Genomic DNA, 16,714 nt, shown 5'->3' on the forward strand with positions numbered 1-16,714 from the left:
CTAGTACGGCTCGATGCCAGACGTGCCAGCGTTTCGCGGCGCTCGCTGCGGGCGACACCGAATGCGCGGCGTGTGCTGGTCGGCTCCCGCTGGCCGTGTCGGGTGTGGCCGGTGGTCAGCGATGAACGCGGGCATGGTGGTGGCCGGTGTGGTCGGGCTGGGGCTCGGGGTGTGGGTGCTGCACAAGATCGGCCGTGCGTTGGCGGCGGTGCTGGAAGTGCTGGCGGCGTTGGCGGTGGTGTTCGTCGCGCTGCGGTGGCTGGTGCTGGGTCTGGTGTGGACGGTGCGGCAGGTGGTGACCCGCTGGCGGACCAGCCTGACCGTGATCGGTGTGGGTGCCTGGTGTGGCGTGTTGGGTTGGGTGTCGCTGGTGTCGGTGCTCGGCGGCCTGGCGGTGGCTGGTGGTGGTTGGTGGTGGCGCTCGCGGGTGAGTTTCGATCAGTGGTGCGGGCGGTACCTGCGGGCGTCGTGGCTGCGGTGGTCGCTGTATGCGCGCAAGCTCCCGGGCTGGCTGCACGCGTGCGGGCTGAGCGTGTCGGATGGGACGTTGCCGGTGTCGGTGACGGTGAACCTGCTGGGTCGGCGGTCGTCGGCGGCCTCGTCGTCACAGTCGCCTGCGACGGTCGCTGTGCCGAAGCTGCTGGGTGTGAAGTCGGGTCCGTCGTGGGATGAGGTGCGGGTGCGCCTGGCGGTCGGGCAGACCCCGGAGGACTTCGACGCTGCGGCGCGGGCGTTGTCGGTGGCGCGCAAGGTCGCCCGGTGCCAGATTCGGGAGGTCGCTCCGGATGAGGTGTCGATTGACTTTCAGCGCCGGGACCTGCTCGCGGATCCGGTGGGGTGTGCGGCGGTGCCGGACCTGCTGTCGGTGGACGGTACGGGGGTGGATCTGCGCAAGGTCCGTGCCGGTGCGACCGAGTACGGCCAGGAGTGGACGTTGCCGCTGATGGGTCCGGGTGCTCACCTGCTCACGGCTGGTGCGACGGGTGCGGGCAAGGGCTCGGTCATGTGGTGTCCGCTGGTGTCGGCGGCCTCGGCGATCCGCGCGGGTGTCATCCGGATGTCGGGCATTGACCCGAAAGGTATGGAATTGGCCTACGGGCGGGGGATTTTCGCGCGCTACGCGGTGTCGGGGAAGGACGCTCTCGCGGTGCTCGACGCGCTGATCGAGGAAATGGAGTCCCGCAAGGCGGAGTTCGCGGGGCGGGTCCGGACGGTACCGATCTCCACGGAACATCCCTTGGAGGTACTGGAGTTCGACGAAATCGGCGCGTTGACCAAGTACACCGACCGCAAGACCCGGGAGGCCATTGTGGAGCGTGTGGCGCTGCTCAACACCCAAGGTCGGGCGTTGGGGATCACGGTGCGCGGGTATGTGCAGGACCCGTCGAAAGACACCGTTCCGGTGCGAGATCTGTTCCCCCGCAAGATCTGTCTTCGGGTGACGTCGAAGAATCAGGTGGGCATGGTGCTCGGTGACGGCGCGTATGAGCGGGGGGCGTGGGCCAACCGTATTGACGAGTCGGCGGCTGGAACCGGCTACGTGTGGGGCGAAGGCATCCGCGAACCGCTGCGGGTGCGCGCCGGGTGGGTGCCAGACGAGACGGTCAAGGCGTTGGAGAACTACGTCACCAACGGTGGCACGCACCCCTTGGATCTTCCGGTTCCGGGGCTCACGACGAACATCAAGGGGGTGGCGTGATGAATCCGCTGATGGTTTTCCTGGACGCGATCCGGGACCACCTCGACGAACACGAGCTGCCGCCTGCCTCGACGGTGTCGGTGTCGACGTGGTCGTCTCCGATCTCGGTACTGCTGGATGTGAACCGGGTGGCGGCGGTGTCGTCGGCGTTGCTGCGGTGGGCCTCCACACTCGATCTGGTGTCGGCGTCGATCATGCGCACTGAGGTCAGCGGGTCGGTGCATCTGGCGGTGCGGGGACGCACATCGTGTGGTGTCCCGATTCAGGTGTACGGGGCGGTGGCGTTCGACGACGACCTGTTCCCGGACCTGCCGCGCAACATCCGGCAGAACCTTCCGCTGCACACGCTGCGGGGCTGGACCGACAACGAGGGGGCGGTGGCCTGATGAGTACGACAGACAACGTCTCCACGCGGGGATCTGAGCAGACCTCGCCACGGATGCCGGCAGGGGCGGACTCGGCGGCAAAAACGGGCGCTGAGGCTGGGTCGGTGTCCGCTCCGGCCAGCAGGACCCACCCGCGGGGACCGATCGCCTCGGACGTGATCAAGGCCACCGCGGAGCAGCACGGGGTGTGCGTCCGCCCGTTCACGATGGAGGTGTCCGACCGCGACAGCGGTGAGGTGCGGTATGTGCCGGTGCCGTGCGGGTCGACGGTGGAATCGGTGTGCCTGCCGTGTGCGCGCAAAGCCAAGGCGCTGCGGCAGGTTCAGTGCCGGGAAGGCTGGCACCTGAGCGACGAACCGGACCTCACCCCGGCCGCTCCGAGTAAAGACCAGACAGAGCTGTTGACGTTTCGGGCGGATCTCGTGGCGGCCTACCGGGAGGTGACTGACGCCGGGGACCTGGTCGAGGCAGACGAGTTGCGCGCGGAGGTCGCCACGGTGGATGAGGAACTTCGGCAACTGGGGATGCGGGGTCGTCTGCCTGCGCTGGATGTGCCGACGGCCAAGCCGGTGAAGCGGTCGACTCGTCGGCGGCAGGATGCGCCGAACCTTCCTCGGCGGCGGGTCGCGAAGACCACCGTGGGTAGGGAGTTCGCGGGCAAGTTCCGGCCGTCGATGTTCGTCACCCTCACCTGTGACAGCTACGGCAAGGTCCGTGGTGATGGTGCCCCGCTCGACCCGGCGACGTATGACTATCGCCGGGCGGCTCGGGATGCGGTGCATTTCTCGGCGTTGGTGGATCGGTGGTGGCAGAACTTGCGGCGCGTCGTCGGCTGGGACGCGCAGTATTTCGGCACGGTGGAACCGCAGAAACGGGCGGCTCCGCACCTGCACACCGCGATCCGGGGCTCGATCTCGCACGACACCATCCGCATGGTGACCGAGGCGACGTATCACCAGGTGTGGTGGCCGAGTCATGACAAGGTCGTGTATGTCGACCGGATGCCGGTGTGGGACATGCGCAGTAGGTCCTTTGTGGACCCGGACACCACTGTGCCGTTGACGTCGTGGGAGGACGCCGTGGCGCAGGTCGAGTCTCCCGCGCACGTGGTCACCTTCGGGCAGCAAGTACACAGCAAGGGGATTCTCGGCGGCACGGACGAATCAGCCCGTCATGTCGGGTATCTGACGAAGTACCTCACCAAGTCCACGGGCGAAGTGGTGACGGCGGACTCCGCGCGCCAAGCGGACCATCATGACCGGTTGCACGCTGAGCTGTCGGTCACTCCGTGTTCGCCTCGGTGCGCGGTGTGGCTGCTGTATAGCATCCAACCCCAGGGAGCGAACGGGAAGACGACTCCGGGGCATTGCAAGGGCCGTGCGCATCGCCGGACGACGCTCGGGCTGCCGGGTCGCCGCGTGCTGGTGTCGCGCAAGTGGACGGGCAAGACCCTCGTCGATCACAAGGCGGATCGCAAGGCGTTCGTGAAGCAGGCGCTCGCGGTGGTGGGGATCGAGAAGCCGGAACCGAACTATGAGCGGCTGGTGTGGCGCAAGGTCGAATCGGGCGACGCGCATGTGCCACCCCGGGACCACCTGGTGATGGCCGCGATCGCGGAGCGGATCACGTGGAAAGCCGAGTACGACAGGGCGTTACTGGCTGCGGCGGGACCACCCGGTGACGGGAGCTCGGAAACTTCGGCAACTCGGGACGCTGCTTGACCGCTGCGCAGGAAGGGGGTGGGGAGATGACTGGTTCACGGGCGCGGCTGGTGAGCGTGGAAGGGCTGTGGACACCCGATGACCTCGCGGTGTTCCTGGGCATTCCAGAGAAAACGTTGCGGGAATGGCGGTACAAGGGGTACGGCCCGGGGTGGGCGAAGATGGGCAAACACGTCCGGTACAACCCGGACACGGTGCGGTCCTGGGTCGCTGAGCGGGGAGAGAGCGGCGCGGCCTGATCAGGGCAGGTTTCTTTCGGCAAACACACCATGAGAAGGGTGACGTGATGGCACATATCCAAGATCGCTGGTACCGGGACAAGAAGGATCCCGATACCGGCGATATTGTGTTGAACGAAAAAGGGAAACCTGTTCAGGAAAAGACGGAACTCTATGGGAAGGGGTTGCGGTACAAGGTTCGCTATCTGGATCCGGACAAGATTGAGCGGTCTAAGAGTTTCCCGGACAAGCAGCTGGGTCGCGCTCAGAAATTTGAGACGAAGATGGCCAACGACGTCTATGCGGGCACGTATGCCAGCCCGGATGCCGGGAAGGTGACGTTTCGGGAGTTCTGCGTCACGGTGCTGGCGGGTCGCTCACAAGATGAGTCCACAGTGGACAACTTGAAGAATAGGATGGAAAGTCAGGCGTACCCATTCCTCGGCCGTAAGCTGCTGTCCTCGTTCAACACTGAGCTGATCCGTAAGTGGCTCGCGTGGATGAACGAGAACGACACGGTGGTGTCGGCGAACTACCAGCGTCAGGTGTTCGACCTGGTGTCGTCGATCCTCGACGCTGCGGTAGCGGACGGGAAGATCCAAGACAACCCGTGCCGGGACAAGTCGATTACGGCGCCATCCCCGGTCTTTCATCCGGTGAAGCCATGGAAGGAAACACGACTGCGCGCGATAGGCCTGGCGTTGCCGGTCCGGTTCACGCCCCTCATCCCGTTGGGGGCAGGGTTGGGACTTCGGCAAGGGGAGATCTTCGCGTTCAGCCTGGACAACGTCGACCGGGAGGCGATGGTGTACCACTGCGACCGGCAGATGGTCACCGTGGGCGGCGTGCGCAAGTTCAAGCTTCCCAAGGGGCACAAGACGCGCGTGATCCCGCTCGGTCAAGGCGTGCTTGATGATCTCGATGCCTACGCGGAACAGTTCCCGCCGGTGTCGATCACGCTGCCGTGGGCTGAGCGCGACGGTCGGAAGTACGAAACGATCCGGGTTCTGATGGCCAACGACAAAGGAGAGCTCTACACGCGGCAGGCGTTCAACAATGTGATCTGGCGTCCGACGTTCAGGCGTGCCGGACTGTCCTATGAGGACAGAAACGATGGTATGCACGCGCTGCGGCACCTGTTCGCCTCGTCCATGCTCGAACGCGGCGTGAGCATCAAGGAGCTGGCGGCGTACCTCGGTCACGCGTCGGAAGGGTTCACGCTGCGGGTCTACACCCATCTCATGCCGACCAGTTACGACCGTGCCCGCCAGGCCGTGAACGACTTGTTCAAGCCCCGGAGCAAGACCCGGAAGATGGAAGAGACGGCCTGACGGCCTGGTGACGGCCTGGCGGCCTGAGACCCCCCGAAAAGAGGCAACAATCGCCAGGTCAAGAGGCACTTCGAGTTCAGAAGTACGACAACTGCAACAACCAGGGACGGCCCGCGCTCGAGCGCTACACCAAGATGGGTGAGGCGCTGAAGAAGACCGGGCGCGACATCGTCTACGCCCTCTGCGAGTGGGGCGAGAACCAGCCCTGGAAGTGGGGAAAAACGTCCGGCGCACAGCTGTGGCGCACGACCGGCGACATCAGTGACAGCTGGTCGAGCATGACCGGCATCCTCGACCAGCAGGTCGGACTGGAGTCGTACGCCGGCCCCGGCGGCTGGAACGACCCGGACATGCTGGAGGTCGGCAACGGCGGCATGACCGACACCGAGTACCGCTCGCACTTCGCGCTGTGGTCGCTGATGAACGCGCCGCTGCTGGCGGGCAATGACATCAGCGCGATGCCGGACGCGACCAAGAAGATCCTGCTCAACAAGGATCTGATCGCCGTCGACCAGGACTGGGGCGGCAAGCAGGGGCACAAGGTCCGCGACGACGGCGACGCCGAGGTCTGGGCGAAGCCGATGGCAGACGGCTCGGCGACGGTAGTGCTGTTCAACCGCGGCGGTTCCGCCACCACGATCTCCAGCGCCGCCAAGGAAATCGGCCTCGGCAACTCGCCGGACTACCGGGTGCGCGACCTGTGGACCGGCGCGGAGACCGAAAGCACCGGCGCACTGCGCGCCGGGGTGGCGAGCCACGGCTCGGCGGTGTTCCGGGTCTGGCCAGCGAAGCACGCGGACGCGGCTCCGTTCACCACGCTTTCCTTGCAGGCTCCGGAATACGTCACGGGCGACAAGTCCTTCGACGCGACGCTGCGGCTGTCCAACGACGGCAGCACCCAGGTCACGGCGGGCAAGGTGCACCTCGGCGCGCCCGCGGGCTGGAAGGTCCAGGGCAACCCGGACGCGGCGGCCCCGGCCGTCAAACCGGGAACATCCTGGCAGCACACGTGGACGCTCCTGCCCGACTCGCCGACCGGCACCACCGTCGCGCTGACCGGGAAGGCCGACTATCGCACCAGGTCCTGGGGCGCGAGGTCCCTGACGACCGCGGGCGGGCCGACGATCGTCGTCACCCCACCGGCCGGGACCAGCAGGCTGTCGAAGGCCACCTGGGTCTACACGGAGAACGGCTGGGGCCCAGTGGAACGTGGCACCAGCAACGGCGAAAACGGGTCGGGTGACGGGCATCCGATCACCATCGCGGGCACCCGCTACGAGGACGGACTCGGCGTCCACGCACCGTCGAAGATCCGCTTCTACCTCGGCGCCGGTTGCCGCACGCTCACCGCGCTGGCCGGGCTGGACGACGAAGCGAGCGACGTCGGCAGCGTCAAGTTCTCCGTGGTCGGCGACGGCAAGGAGCTGGCGTCGACGGACGTCCTGCGGCGCGGCACCGCCGCGAAGTCGCTGCAGGTACCGCTCAACGGTGTCCAGGTCCTCGACCTCGTCGTGACCGACGGCGGCGACGGCAACACCTGGGACCACGCGGACTGGGCCAACCCGATGCTCACCTGCTGACGGTCCCTCAAGTGTCATGAAAGGGTCTTTCAGGGCAAAAATTGCCCTGAAAGACCCTTTCATGACACTCCCCTTCACGAGTCTCGGCGGTCGTAAGCCGCGAGGAGCTGCTTCTCCGCGTCGCGCAGGTAGCGGTCGAGAGCGCCTTCGGCGGCGGTGAAGCGGCCGTGGGAGAGCTCTCGCAGGATTCGCTCGTGCCGGTCGAGGTAGGGCTCGAAGAACGTCCGGGTGTTCTCCGTCAGCACGAAGAAGAGCCGTGTCTCGGCGAGCACCTGCCGCATCGTCGCGGAGATCCGCTCGCTTCCGGCGAGATCCGCCAGCGCCTGGTGGAACGCGATACTCGCCGTTCCCACTGACTGCCAGTCCTCCTCCGAAGCCGAGGAACGCCCGGACGCAAGCGCTTGCGCGACCGCGTCGAGCGGTGCGGACGGGCGCTCGGACGCCCGGCGGAGCGCCCCGCATTCGGTGAGGCGCCGGACGACGTAGAGGTCCTCGATGTCGTCCGCGGTCAGCTCACGGACGAACACGCCGCGGTTCAGCTCGTGGACCGCGAGCCGCTCGTGGGCGAGCAGCTGGAACGACTCCCGCAGGGTGTTGCGGGAGACGCCCAGCGCGGCGCTGATCGCGGGCTCCGACAGGCGGGTGCCGGGCAGGAAAACGCCTTCTGTGATGCGCTGACGCAGGATCGCGGCCACCCGCTCGGCGGTTCCGCTGCGCTCCAGCAGGTGCCGATCGTCTTCGAGTCTCACCGAGGCGTCCATGGGATTCACCGCACGCCGAGCTCGAAGTCCAGGCTGTAGCGGTTGCCGGGCATCGCACCGGCGGACTTCGCGCCGTCGATCGGGACCACGATGCCGTTGATGAACCGGGCCTCGTCGCTGGCCAGGAACACCACGGTCTTCGCGACCTCCCACGCTTCGCCGACGCGCGCGGCCGGGGTGCTCGCGACGAGCTGGTGCTGCTTCGTCTCGAACTCCTCGGGCGAGTTCAGCGTGCCGCGCAGCATGTCGGTGTCGATCGCGCCGGGGTTGATCGTGTTGACGCGGATGCCCTTGGCGGAATGCGCGACAGCGAGGGACTTCATCATCCCGACCAGCGCGTGCTTGGTGGCGTTGTAGACCGGGTCGCCGGGGCGGCCCATCACGCCGCCGTTCGACGAGGTGATGACGATGCTGCCCGCCTTGCGCTCCAGCATGTGCGGCAGCACCGCGCGGGTGGCCAGGAACGCCGTCCGCACGTTGAGCGCGAAGATGTCGTCGAACTCCGCCAGCGTGGTGTCCACAAGGGACTTTCCGAGGTGGACGCCGACGTTGGCGAACAGCACGTCCACCCGGCCTGCCCGCGCGACGACTTCCCGCACGAACGCGTCGACCTGCGTCTCGTCGGTCGCGTCGACGGTCGTGTGCGTGTACCCGGCGGCGTCGAGCTCCTCGGCGGGCTCGCGGATATCGCTGGAGAAGACGGTCGCTCCCTCGGCGAGGAACTCCTTCACCGTGGCGAGGCCGATCCCCCGTGCCCCGCCGAAGACCACCGCGACCTTGCCGGTCAACCGATCCATGCTCAACTCTCCCTCAACCGTACGGTCATTTCCTGGTCCACGGCGTAGTCCGCTGGCAGCCGGACCAGCGCGTCCGGCCTGCCAAGGTACCGCACCTCGACGCCGTACAGCTCCCGAGCGGCGACGGCCGACACGTACCCCTCGACGACGTCGGCGAGCACGTCGGCGGGCTCCCGCTCGAACGGCCTGCCGTACCCGCCGCCGCCCGGCAGCACCACGTCGACACGGTCGCCGGGCCGCAGGCTCACCCGGCTCTTCGACGGCAGGTCCGGCCCGCCGGACAGTCCTAAGTGTCCGGCCATTCCGGACAGTCCACCATCCACACCGGACGCCGCTCGGCGGATCCGGTCGACGTTGCCGTTGACACTCCAGGAAAGCTCGCCGCGCCCGGTCATCGTCGTGCACTGGCCCAGCCCGCCACGACGTCGTCCGGCGCCGCCGGAGTCGATCCGGAGCACCCGTTCGGTGTGGACCAGCGGCGCGGACGTCTCGATCACCTCGGTCGGGGTCGAACGCAGTCCACTGGGGAATCCGGTGGTGCTGAGCCCATCCTTGCCGTCACGGGCGCCCATGCCGCCGGTCTGGAAGACGTTGAGCATGAACTCGTCGCCGGTTTCCGAGACCCCGCGCCAAATCGTCATCCAGAGTGCGTCCGCGCTGTGCGCCAAAGCGTTGCCCGGCAGGGCCTCGTGCAGTGCGCTGATCAGCAGGGACGGCAGGAAATGGCCGATCAGGTGCCGCGACGCGACCGGCGCGGGCGAAAGGCAGTTGAGCACGGACCCCTCGGGCGCGGTGACGTGCACCGGCCGGAACGAACCCGCGTTGTGCGGAACCTCAGGCGAGATCGCCGCCTTCACGGCGAAGGAGGCATACGCCCTGGTGTAGTTGAGGACGACGTTGATCCCGCGGCGGCTCTGCGGCGACGAACCGGCGAAGTCGAGGTGGATCTCGTCGCCCGCGACGGTGACGGCGACCTTGAGCACGATCTCCTCATCGTCGAACCCGTCGGTGACCAGCTCGCTGGTGTACGTCCCGTCCGGCATCCTCGCCAGCGCTTCCCGCAGCGCGCGCTCAGAGCGGTTCATGATCTCCGCCGCGACGTCGTCGAGCGACTCGAGCTCGAACTCCCCCAGCAGCCGCACCAGGCTCGCCGCGCCGACCTCGTTGCCCGTGACCTGCGCGTACAGGTCGCCGACCGTCTCCTCGGGCGTGCGCACGTTGGCGCGAATGATCCCCTCGAGATCGGCGTTGACCACCCCCGCGCGCAGGAATTTCATAATCGGCAGCCGCAGGCCCTCCTCGAAGACCTCGTTGGCCTCGGCCGAAACCAGCCGCCCGCCGATGTCGGGCGCGTGGCAGCACGAGGCGAACCACGCGACCAGCCGTCCGCGCAGGAACACCGGTGTGGCCACGGTGATGTCGTTGATCTGTCCCGCGGTCTGCCAGGGATCGTTGGTGAGCAGCACATCGCCGGGTTCCAGTGTCTCCCGCGGGTACGCGGTGACGAAGTGGTGCATGCCGGTGGCCATCGCGTTGATGTGGCCGGGCGTGCCGCCGACGGACTGCCCGATCATCTCGCCACGCGAGTCGAACACCGCGCAGGCGAGGTCGAGCGATTCACTGACCACCGACGAGAACGCGGTATTGACCAGCGCGTTTTGCTGTTCGGCGAGGATCGAGTGCAGCCGGTTCCCGAGCACACCCACCAGGATCGGGTCGGGGCTCATACCGTCACCACCAGGCTGGCGTCGTCCCGGATCACACAGCTCGCGCCAGGTGGGACGACCACAGTGGACTCCCGCTCCTCGACGATCGCCGGGCCCCGGACAAGGTCACCGGGCTTGAGCCGGTAGCGATCGAACACGGCCGTTTCGACAAAGCCACCTGTCGACGGGAAGTACGCCTGACGACTGCCCTTGCGCGCGTCACCCTCGGCGCCGGTCGCCTTGAGCCGCAACGCGACCTCGGGTTTGGGGCCGCTGGACACGACGCGCCAGTTCAGCACCTCGACAGCCACGTCCGGGCCGGTGCGCCGGTACAGGGTCCGATAGGTCTCGGTGAACTCCTCGACGAGCGCGTCCGGCCAAGTCTGTTCGGTCGCCGTCACCGGGACGCGGATTTCGTAACCCTGGCCGGAGTAACGCATTTCGGCGACCCGGCTGTGCGTCACGCTGTCCACACCGGACTCCCCGAGCAGCTCCGCGCCTTCCTTCTCCATCTCGGCGAACAGTTCGTCCACTTGGGACCAAGACAGTTCGAGCACCGCCGCCCGCGCGGAACGCACGAAGTCGAATGTCAGTGGCGCGGTGAGGAAACCGACCGCGCTCATCACCCCGGCCGCGGGTGGCGCGACCACCTGGGGCGCGCCCAGCGCCCTGGCGACGCCGACGCCGTGGACCGGCCCCGCGCCCCCGAAGGTGAACAGTGGGAGCTTGGCCGGGTCCTTGCCACGCTCGACGGCGTGCACGCGGGCGGCGTTCGCCATGTCCTCGTTGACACTGGTGTGGATGCCCCAGGCGGCTTCCTCGACGCTGACACCGAGCGGCCCGGCGATCTTCGCGCGGACCGCCTCACGGGCACCTTCGGCGTCGAGATCCATGCCGCCGCCCAGGAAATAGCCGGGGTCGAGGTAGCCGAGCACCAGGTCGGCATCGGTCACCGTGGGTTCCGTGCCACCACGGCCGTAACACACCGGGCCCGGTTCAGAGCCCGCCGAATCCGGGCCGACGGTGAGCAGGCCCAGCGCGTCGATGCGGGCGATCGAACCGCCGCCGACGCCGATCTCGATCATGTCGGTCACCGGGACCTGCACCGGCAGGCCGGAGCCGGGCAGCAGCCGGTACTTGCGGTCGACCTCGAACTCGTGCGTCACCAGCGGAACGCCGTCGGAGATCATGCAGAGCTTCGCCGTGGTGCCACCCATGTCGAAGGCGAGCAGGTCGGTTTCCCCTGCGGCGGCACCGAAAGCAGAGGCGGCGAGCGCGCCACCGGCCGGGCCGGACTCCAGGATGCGGATCGGGTAGCGGGCCGCGGTGTCGACCGTCGCGATGCCGCCGTTGGACAGCATGATGTGCGGCGACGGCCGGACGCCCAGCGCGTGCAGGCGGCGTTCGAGGTCACGCAGGTAACGCTCGGTGAGATCCTGGACGTAGACGTTGGCGACCGTGGTCGACGCCCGTTCGAACTCCCGGATCTCCGGCACGACCTCGCTCGACAGCGCCACCCGCAGCCGCGGCGCGACCTCGCGCAGAATCCCGGCGGCGCGGCGTTCGTGCGCGGGATTGGTGAACGCGTGCAGGAAACAGATCGCGACGGCGTCGATCCCGCGCTCGTCCAGCTCGCGGCCGAGCCGCGCGACGTAGTCCTCATCCAGTCCCGTATGGACGGTGCCGTCGGCGAGCACGCGCTCGGGCACGTCGAAGCGGAGATGCCTGGGCACCAAAGGTTTCGGCAGCTCGATGAGGAGGTCGTAGAGCTCGTACCGGTGCTCGCGGCGCATCTCCAGCACGTCGCGGAACCCGGCGGTCGCGAGCAATGCGGTGCGCGAACCCTTGCGCTCGATCAGCGCGTTGGTGACCAGGGTGGTGCCGTGCACGAACTGCTCGACATCGGCCGCATGGAGGCCCGCGTCGGCAAGTGTCCTGATGAGACCTTCCTCGACCGCGCGGGCGGGTTCGTCGTGCGTGGTGAGCACCTTGCCGACCGCGACGACGCCGGAGTCGTCCAGCACGCAGAGGTCGGTGAAGGTGCCGCCGATGTCGACGCCCACCCGCAGGCCGGTCAAGCGCTTTCCCTGCGGTACCAACGAGGTGAGGTGTTCACGGGCGGCTTGAGCTTCGCGCGGACGACCAGCACGTTCGGCTCGTCGGACTCGATGAACTCGCCGAGCAGCCGCCGGAACGCCCGGCCGAACCCGGACACGCGGTCGGCGTGGACGCCGAAAGACCTTGCCAGGCCGACGAAATCTGGACTGTCCCAGTCGACCCCGCGCCGTTCGAGGCCCGCTCGCTCCTGGTCGTACCGCAGCATTCCGTAGCCGCCGTCGTCGACGATGATCACCGTGACCGGCAGCTGTTCCTGCGCGAGCGTGGCCAGATCCCCGCAGGCGAACAGGAACCCGCCGTCACCGGTGACGCAGACCGCGCGGCCGGTGCCCGCGGCCGCCGCGCCGAGCGACGCGGGGAAGCCGTAGCCGAGCGTGCCCCAGCCCATCGGGTACGCCAGCCTGCGCGGCGCGCGAACCTTGTGGAACCCGCCGATCCAGTAGCCGGCCACGCACATGTCGGAGACGATCGTGGTGTCCTCCGGCAGCACCTCGTCGAACGTGGCCAGCAGGTCGGCGGCCTGCGGCTCCTCGTCGCGGACGCGGTGCTTGACGATGGCGGCGATCTTCGCCAGCCGCTCGACGAGCTCCGCGATCCCCGGCCGCTGCTCGACCGTGAGCGCCTCGGTGAGCGCTTTCGCGTCACCGGCCAAAGTCAGGTCGGGCGGGTAGTTCTTGGCCGCGTCGTCGGGATCGACGTTGATCGCGATGAGCTTCTTCGGCTGCGGCATCAGCCAGTTCTGCGTCATCAGCCCGTCGAAGTCGGTGCCGATGGCGAGCACCAGATCGGCGTCGTCCCACAACGCGCCGACCTCCGGGGCGTGCACCGGGTTCGGGGCAAGGCAGGGGTGATCCGGGGGCAGCAGCCCGCGCGCGGCGAAGGTGGTGATGACCGGGGCGACGAGCTTCTCGGCGAGCTTCCCGATGGCCTCCCCGGCTCCGGCGCGCAGAGCTCCACCACCGGCCCAGATGAGGGGGCGGCGGGAGTTCGCGAGCAGCTCCTCGGCGGCCGCGAGGTCCGGGAGCTCGGACTCGCGTGCGTGTGAAGACGGCGGGTTGCGCGCGGCCGCCCGGGTGGTCAGGAAATCGGTCGGGATGCCGAGGTACACCGGGCCCGACTGCGGCCGCAGCGCGAGCGCTGCCGCCCGCCGTACAGTGCCCGCGATCTGCTGCGGCTCGCGGACGGTGAAGCCACCCTTGGTGATCGGCGCGAACATCGCCTGCTGGTCCGAGGTCTCGTGCAACACGCCCCGCACCACTCCAGGGCGGCGCAGCGTCGACGGGATGTCGGTGGCGACGACCAGGATCGGCGCGGCCGAGGCCATCGCCTCACCGACCGCGCCGAGCGTGTTCGCGGCGCCGGGACCGGTGGTGACCAGCGCGACGCCGAGCCTGCCGGTCGCACGGGCGTACCCGTCGGCGGCGTACCCGGCCGTCTGCTCGTGCCGGACCCCGATGAGCCGGATGTCGGTGGCGGCCAGCGCTTCCCACAGCGGCAGGTTGTGCACGCCGGGCAAGCCGAAGACGACCTCGGTCCCCAGTGCGGTCAGCGCGTCGGCCAGGTGCTGGGCTCCGGTGGGTGAAGGCCCCGCGGGTATTGGCCCAGTGGATGAAAGCACTGCCGAAGTCTGCCAGATCGTTCAACGATCCAGCAACCACCACTGTGGAACTCAGCCCCGCCAACGTGGGACTCGCGCCCGCCAGTCCGAGCGCCCGCGAGTCCCACACTCACGGGCGCGAGTTACACCGTCACGGGGCCGAGTTCCACATTCGGGTCAGTACAGGCTCTGGGCGTAGGCGGGGCCGTAGTAGCTCTCGAGGATCTCCATCGAGTCGTCCGGACGCTCGAGGCCTTGGCGATCGCCGGTCGGGAGGGGGCCGAGTCGGGCGTCCAGGTGTCCTGCTGCCAGAGGTGGGACCGGAGGAAGGCCTTCGAGCAGCGGTGGAAGACCTCGTCGATGTCCACCAGCAGCGCGAACTTCGGCCGCTTTGCCCCCGGCGATCAGGTCGTCGAAGAACGGGGCGTCGCTCAGCAGGCGCGCGTGGCCGTTGATCCGCGGGGTGTCGCCGCGGCCGGGGATGACGTAGATCAGCCCGACCTGCGGGTTGGTCAGACAATTTGGTCAGACAATTTGGTCAGACAATTTGGTCAGACAATGTTGTGCTCCCTGCTCCCGGCCTGATCCCCCGCGAACCGCCGGACGTCGAGCTCCCCGATGTCGATCTCCGGCTCCCGCCCGAGACACAGGTCCCGCAGGACGGCACCGACCGCCGGGCCCATCTGGAAACCATGGCCGGAGAACCCCGTCGCGTAGAAGAAGCCCGGCAGGGAGACGCTCCGGCCCACGATCTGGTTGTGGTCCGGGGTCATCTCGTACAGCCCGGCCCACGCGCTCTTGATCCCCGCGTCGAGCACCGCGGGGACCCGCCGCCCGGCGATCTCCGCAAGCTTCGGCAGCCACTCGCCCGGCTGGTAGCGGGTGTCGAAGCCCGGGTCGCCGTCGCCCTCGCAGAACGACATCGCCAGGCCCGTGCCCTCGCGGTGGAAGTAGAACGTCGAGGGCATCTCAATGGTCAGCGGGACCGACTCGCCCAGCCCCGCGACCGGGCCGGTGAACACCACCTGCCGCCGATACGGGCGAACCGGCAGGTCGACCCCGGCGAACTCGCCGACCCTCCCCGACCACGCACCCGCCGCGCACACCACCACCGACGTCCGCACCAGCCCGGCCGAGGTGCGCACCCCGGTGATCTCGTCGCCGTCACGGTCGATGCCGACGACCTCGACGCCGGTCCGCAGCACGGCGCCGTGCCTGCGCGCGACCTTCGCGTAGCCCTGGACCGCGGAATCCGGAGTGGCCTTCGCGTCGTCCGGGGACCACAACGCCGCGACCACCCCGTCGACGTCGATCAGCGGCGAAACCCGCCGCGCCTCGGCGGGATCGACGAGCCTGCTCCGGACGCCGTAGGAGTTCTGCAGCCCGACACACCGTTCGAACTCGGGCAGCTCGGCGGGATCGGTGATCAGGTACAGGTAGCCGTCGCGCCGGAAGTCGATCTCGACGCCGTGCCGTGCGGCGAACCCGCCGTACTCGGCCAGGCCCCGCAGGCCGAGCTCCAGGTTGACCCGGCTGGTGAACGAGGACCGGATCCCGCCCGCCGCCTTCGCGGTCGAGCCGCCGCCGAGGCTGTCGCGGTCCAGCAGCAGCACGTCGGTCCCCGCCTCGGCCAGTCGATACGCGACGCAGACGCCGATGATCCCGCCGCCGATGATCACGACCTCGGCGTGGCGGGGCAGCTCCGTCACCACTCGGTCATTCACCACTGAGCGGGCACCTCCTCACCCGCCGGCGGCGGACCGGGCGGGGTCCCGTCGCCGAACGGCCGCCCGCCCAGCGCCTCCCGCCCGTGCGGGGTGTCCCAACCGGACAGATCCGGCCCGAGCGGCACGATCCGCGACGGGTTCACCTGCTCGTGGACCTCGTAGTAGTGCCGCTTGATGTGATCGAAGTCGACCGTGTCGCCGAATCCCGGCGTCTGGAACAGATCACGCGAATACGCCCAAAGCACGGGCAGCTCGGTCAGCTTGGTCCGGTTGCACTTGAAGTGGCCGTGGTAGACCGCGTCGAACCGGACGAGCGTGGTGAACAGCCGGACGTCGGCCTCGGTGATGGTGTCGCCCAGCAGGTAACGGCGGGTTTCGAGTCGCTCGGACAGTGCATCCAACCGGGTGAACAAGCGGCGGTAGGCGTCCTCGTACGCGGGCTGTTTCGTCGCGAACCCCGCCTGGTAGACCGCCGCGTTGACGTCGGCGAACACGGCCGCGTTGAGCTCGTCGATCTCGCCGCGCAGGCGCTCGGGGTACAGGTCCGGCGCGCCTTCGCGGTGGTGGCTGGTCCATTCGGTGGAAAAATCGAGGGTGATCTGCGGGTAGTCGTTGCTCACCAGCCGTCCGCTCGGCACGTCCACCATGGCCGGGACGCTGATTCCGCCCAGGTAGTGCGGGTCCGCCGCGTGGTAGGCCTCGGCCAGGTACCTGATGCCCAGCACCGGGTCGATCCCGTCCGGGTCGAGGGTGAACCGCCAGCTCTTCTCGTCCTGGATCGGGTCGGTGCTGCCCACCGAGATCGCGCTTTCCAGGCCGAGCAGGCGCCGCACGATCAAGCCGCGGCTGGCCCAGGGGCACGCCTTGCTCACCACGAGGCGGTATCGGCCAGGCTCGACCGGCCAGCCGTCGCGGCCGTCAGCGGTGATGCGCGCGTCGAAATGGTTGGCAGAGCGACGGAACTCGCCCGTCTTCGCGTCGGTCGGAATGGTCATGTCCCTCACCCTAGAACTTCGGGAGCGGCTTTCGGTGTGCGTAGACTCGCCCCACCTGGCGTGCCAGAGCTCTCCGAC

General features: G+C 68.3%; 13 protein-coding genes. 6 read left to right on the forward strand and 7 right to left on the reverse strand.

Annotated features, from left to right (window positions below):
• The first annotated feature begins 121 nt into the window (after window positions 1-121).
• Genes QMK34_RS25445 through QMK34_RS25470 form a run of 6 tightly spaced genes read left to right on the forward strand, consistent with a single transcriptional unit; the run spans window position 122 to window position 6,935 of the window.
• Entirely contained in the window at window positions 122-1,699 is a 1,578-nt protein-coding gene (locus QMK34_RS25445; protein ID WP_326416874.1) for an FtsK/SpoIIIE domain-containing protein, read from the forward strand.
• Window positions 1,699-2,085, forward strand: a complete 387-nt coding sequence (locus QMK34_RS25450; RefSeq protein WP_326416875.1) for a hypothetical protein — start codon at window positions 1,699-1,701, stop codon at window positions 2,083-2,085. The genes QMK34_RS25445 and QMK34_RS25450 overlap by 1 nt, the downstream gene beginning before the upstream one ends.
• Window positions 2,085-3,806 (forward strand): replication initiator, encoded by a 1,722-nt coding sequence (locus QMK34_RS25455; protein WP_442785213.1) that lies wholly within the window; start codon window positions 2,085-2,087, stop codon window positions 3,804-3,806. The genes QMK34_RS25450 and QMK34_RS25455 overlap by 1 nt, the downstream gene beginning before the upstream one ends.
• A 26-nt stretch (window positions 3,807-3,832) precedes the next feature.
• The gene (locus QMK34_RS25460) at window positions 3,833-4,045 is read left to right on the forward strand and encodes a helix-turn-helix domain-containing protein (protein WP_326416877.1); all 213 of its coding nucleotides are present in this window, start codon (window positions 3,833-3,835) and stop codon (window positions 4,043-4,045) included.
• A gap of 47 nt (window positions 4,046-4,092) precedes the next feature.
• The gene (locus tag QMK34_RS25465) at window positions 4,093-5,355 is read left to right on the forward strand and encodes a tyrosine-type recombinase/integrase (protein ID WP_326416879.1); all 1,263 of its coding nucleotides are present in this window, start codon (window positions 4,093-4,095) and stop codon (window positions 5,353-5,355) included.
• Window positions 5,356-5,378: 23 nt separating this feature from the next.
• Window positions 5,379-6,935, forward strand: coding sequence for an NPCBM/NEW2 domain-containing protein (locus QMK34_RS25470; protein ID WP_326416912.1), 1,557 nt, complete (start codon window positions 5,379-5,381; stop codon window positions 6,933-6,935).
• A gap of 74 nt (window positions 6,936-7,009) precedes the next feature.
• Here QMK34_RS25470 and QMK34_RS25475 read toward each other — a convergent pair whose 3' ends face one another.
• The 7 genes from QMK34_RS25475 to QMK34_RS25505 form a co-directional block, all read right to left on the reverse strand.
• Window positions 7,010-7,696 carry a GntR family transcriptional regulator gene (locus tag QMK34_RS25475; RefSeq protein ID WP_326416880.1) on the reverse strand — a complete coding sequence of 229 codons (687 nt, stop codon included), beginning with the start codon at window positions 7,694-7,696 and terminating at the stop codon, window positions 7,010-7,012.
• Between the two features lie 5 nt (window positions 7,697-7,701).
• Window positions 7,702-8,493, reverse strand: coding sequence for an SDR family NAD(P)-dependent oxidoreductase (locus tag QMK34_RS25480; protein WP_326416882.1), 792 nt, complete (start codon window positions 8,491-8,493; stop codon window positions 7,702-7,704).
• A 2-nt stretch (window positions 8,494-8,495) separates the two neighbouring features.
• The gene (locus QMK34_RS25485; RefSeq protein WP_326416883.1) at window positions 8,496-10,220 is read right to left on the reverse strand and encodes a hydantoinase B/oxoprolinase family protein; all 1,725 of its coding nucleotides are present in this window, start codon (window positions 10,218-10,220) and stop codon (window positions 8,496-8,498) included.
• Window positions 10,217-12,277, reverse strand: coding sequence for a hydantoinase/oxoprolinase family protein (locus tag QMK34_RS25490; RefSeq protein ID WP_326416884.1), 2,061 nt, complete (start codon window positions 12,275-12,277; stop codon window positions 10,217-10,219). Before QMK34_RS25490 ends, QMK34_RS25485 begins: the two co-directional genes overlap by 4 nt.
• On the reverse strand, window positions 12,274-13,914 hold the full coding sequence (locus QMK34_RS25495; protein ID WP_326416913.1) for a thiamine pyrophosphate-binding protein: 1,641 nt from the start codon (window positions 13,912-13,914) through the stop codon (window positions 12,274-12,276). Before QMK34_RS25495 ends, QMK34_RS25490 begins: the two co-directional genes overlap by 4 nt.
• Before the next feature lie 551 nt (window positions 13,915-14,465).
• Window positions 14,466-15,641, reverse strand: coding sequence for an NAD(P)/FAD-dependent oxidoreductase (locus QMK34_RS25500; RefSeq protein WP_326416885.1), 1,176 nt, complete (start codon window positions 15,639-15,641; stop codon window positions 14,466-14,468).
• A complete protein-coding gene (locus tag QMK34_RS25505) occupies window positions 15,635-16,636 on the reverse strand; it encodes a glutathione S-transferase family protein (protein WP_326416886.1) in 1,002 nt (333 codons plus the stop codon). The genes QMK34_RS25500 and QMK34_RS25505 overlap by 7 nt, the downstream gene beginning before the upstream one ends.
• Window positions 16,637-16,714 lie beyond the last annotated feature (78 nt).

It is taken from the genome of Amycolatopsis sp. H20-H5 (assembly GCF_035828755.1).
Classification (GTDB): Bacteria; Actinomycetota; Actinomycetes; order Mycobacteriales; family Pseudonocardiaceae; genus Amycolatopsis.

Excerpts from the sequence above, each read along its gene's own strand:
- QMK34_RS25445 (WP_326416874.1), top strand. The coding sequence starts at position 122 with ATGAACGCGGGCATGGTGGTGGCCGGTGTGGTCGGGCTGGGGCTCGGG.
- QMK34_RS25450 (WP_326416875.1), top strand. The coding sequence starts at position 1,699 with ATGAATCCGCTGATGGTTTTCCTGGACGCGATCCGGGACCACCTCGAC.
- QMK34_RS25455 (WP_442785213.1), top strand. The coding sequence starts at position 2,085 with ATGAGTACGACAGACAACGTCTCCACGCGGGGATCTGAGCAGACCTCG.
- QMK34_RS25460 (WP_326416877.1), top strand. The coding sequence starts at position 3,833 with ATGACTGGTTCACGGGCGCGGCTGGTGAGCGTGGAAGGGCTGTGGACA.
- QMK34_RS25465 (WP_326416879.1), top strand. The coding sequence starts at position 4,093 with ATGGCACATATCCAAGATCGCTGGTACCGGGACAAGAAGGATCCCGAT.
- QMK34_RS25475 (WP_326416880.1), bottom strand. The coding sequence starts at position 7,696 with ATGGACGCCTCGGTGAGACTCGAAGACGATCGGCACCTGCTGGAGCGC.
- QMK34_RS25480 (WP_326416882.1), bottom strand. The coding sequence starts at position 8,493 with ATGGATCGGTTGACCGGCAAGGTCGCGGTGGTCTTCGGCGGGGCACGG.
- QMK34_RS25485 (WP_326416883.1), bottom strand. The coding sequence starts at position 10,220 with ATGAGCCCCGACCCGATCCTGGTGGGTGTGCTCGGGAACCGGCTGCAC.
- QMK34_RS25505 (WP_326416886.1), bottom strand. The coding sequence starts at position 16,636 with ATGACCATTCCGACCGACGCGAAGACGGGCGAGTTCCGTCGCTCTGCC.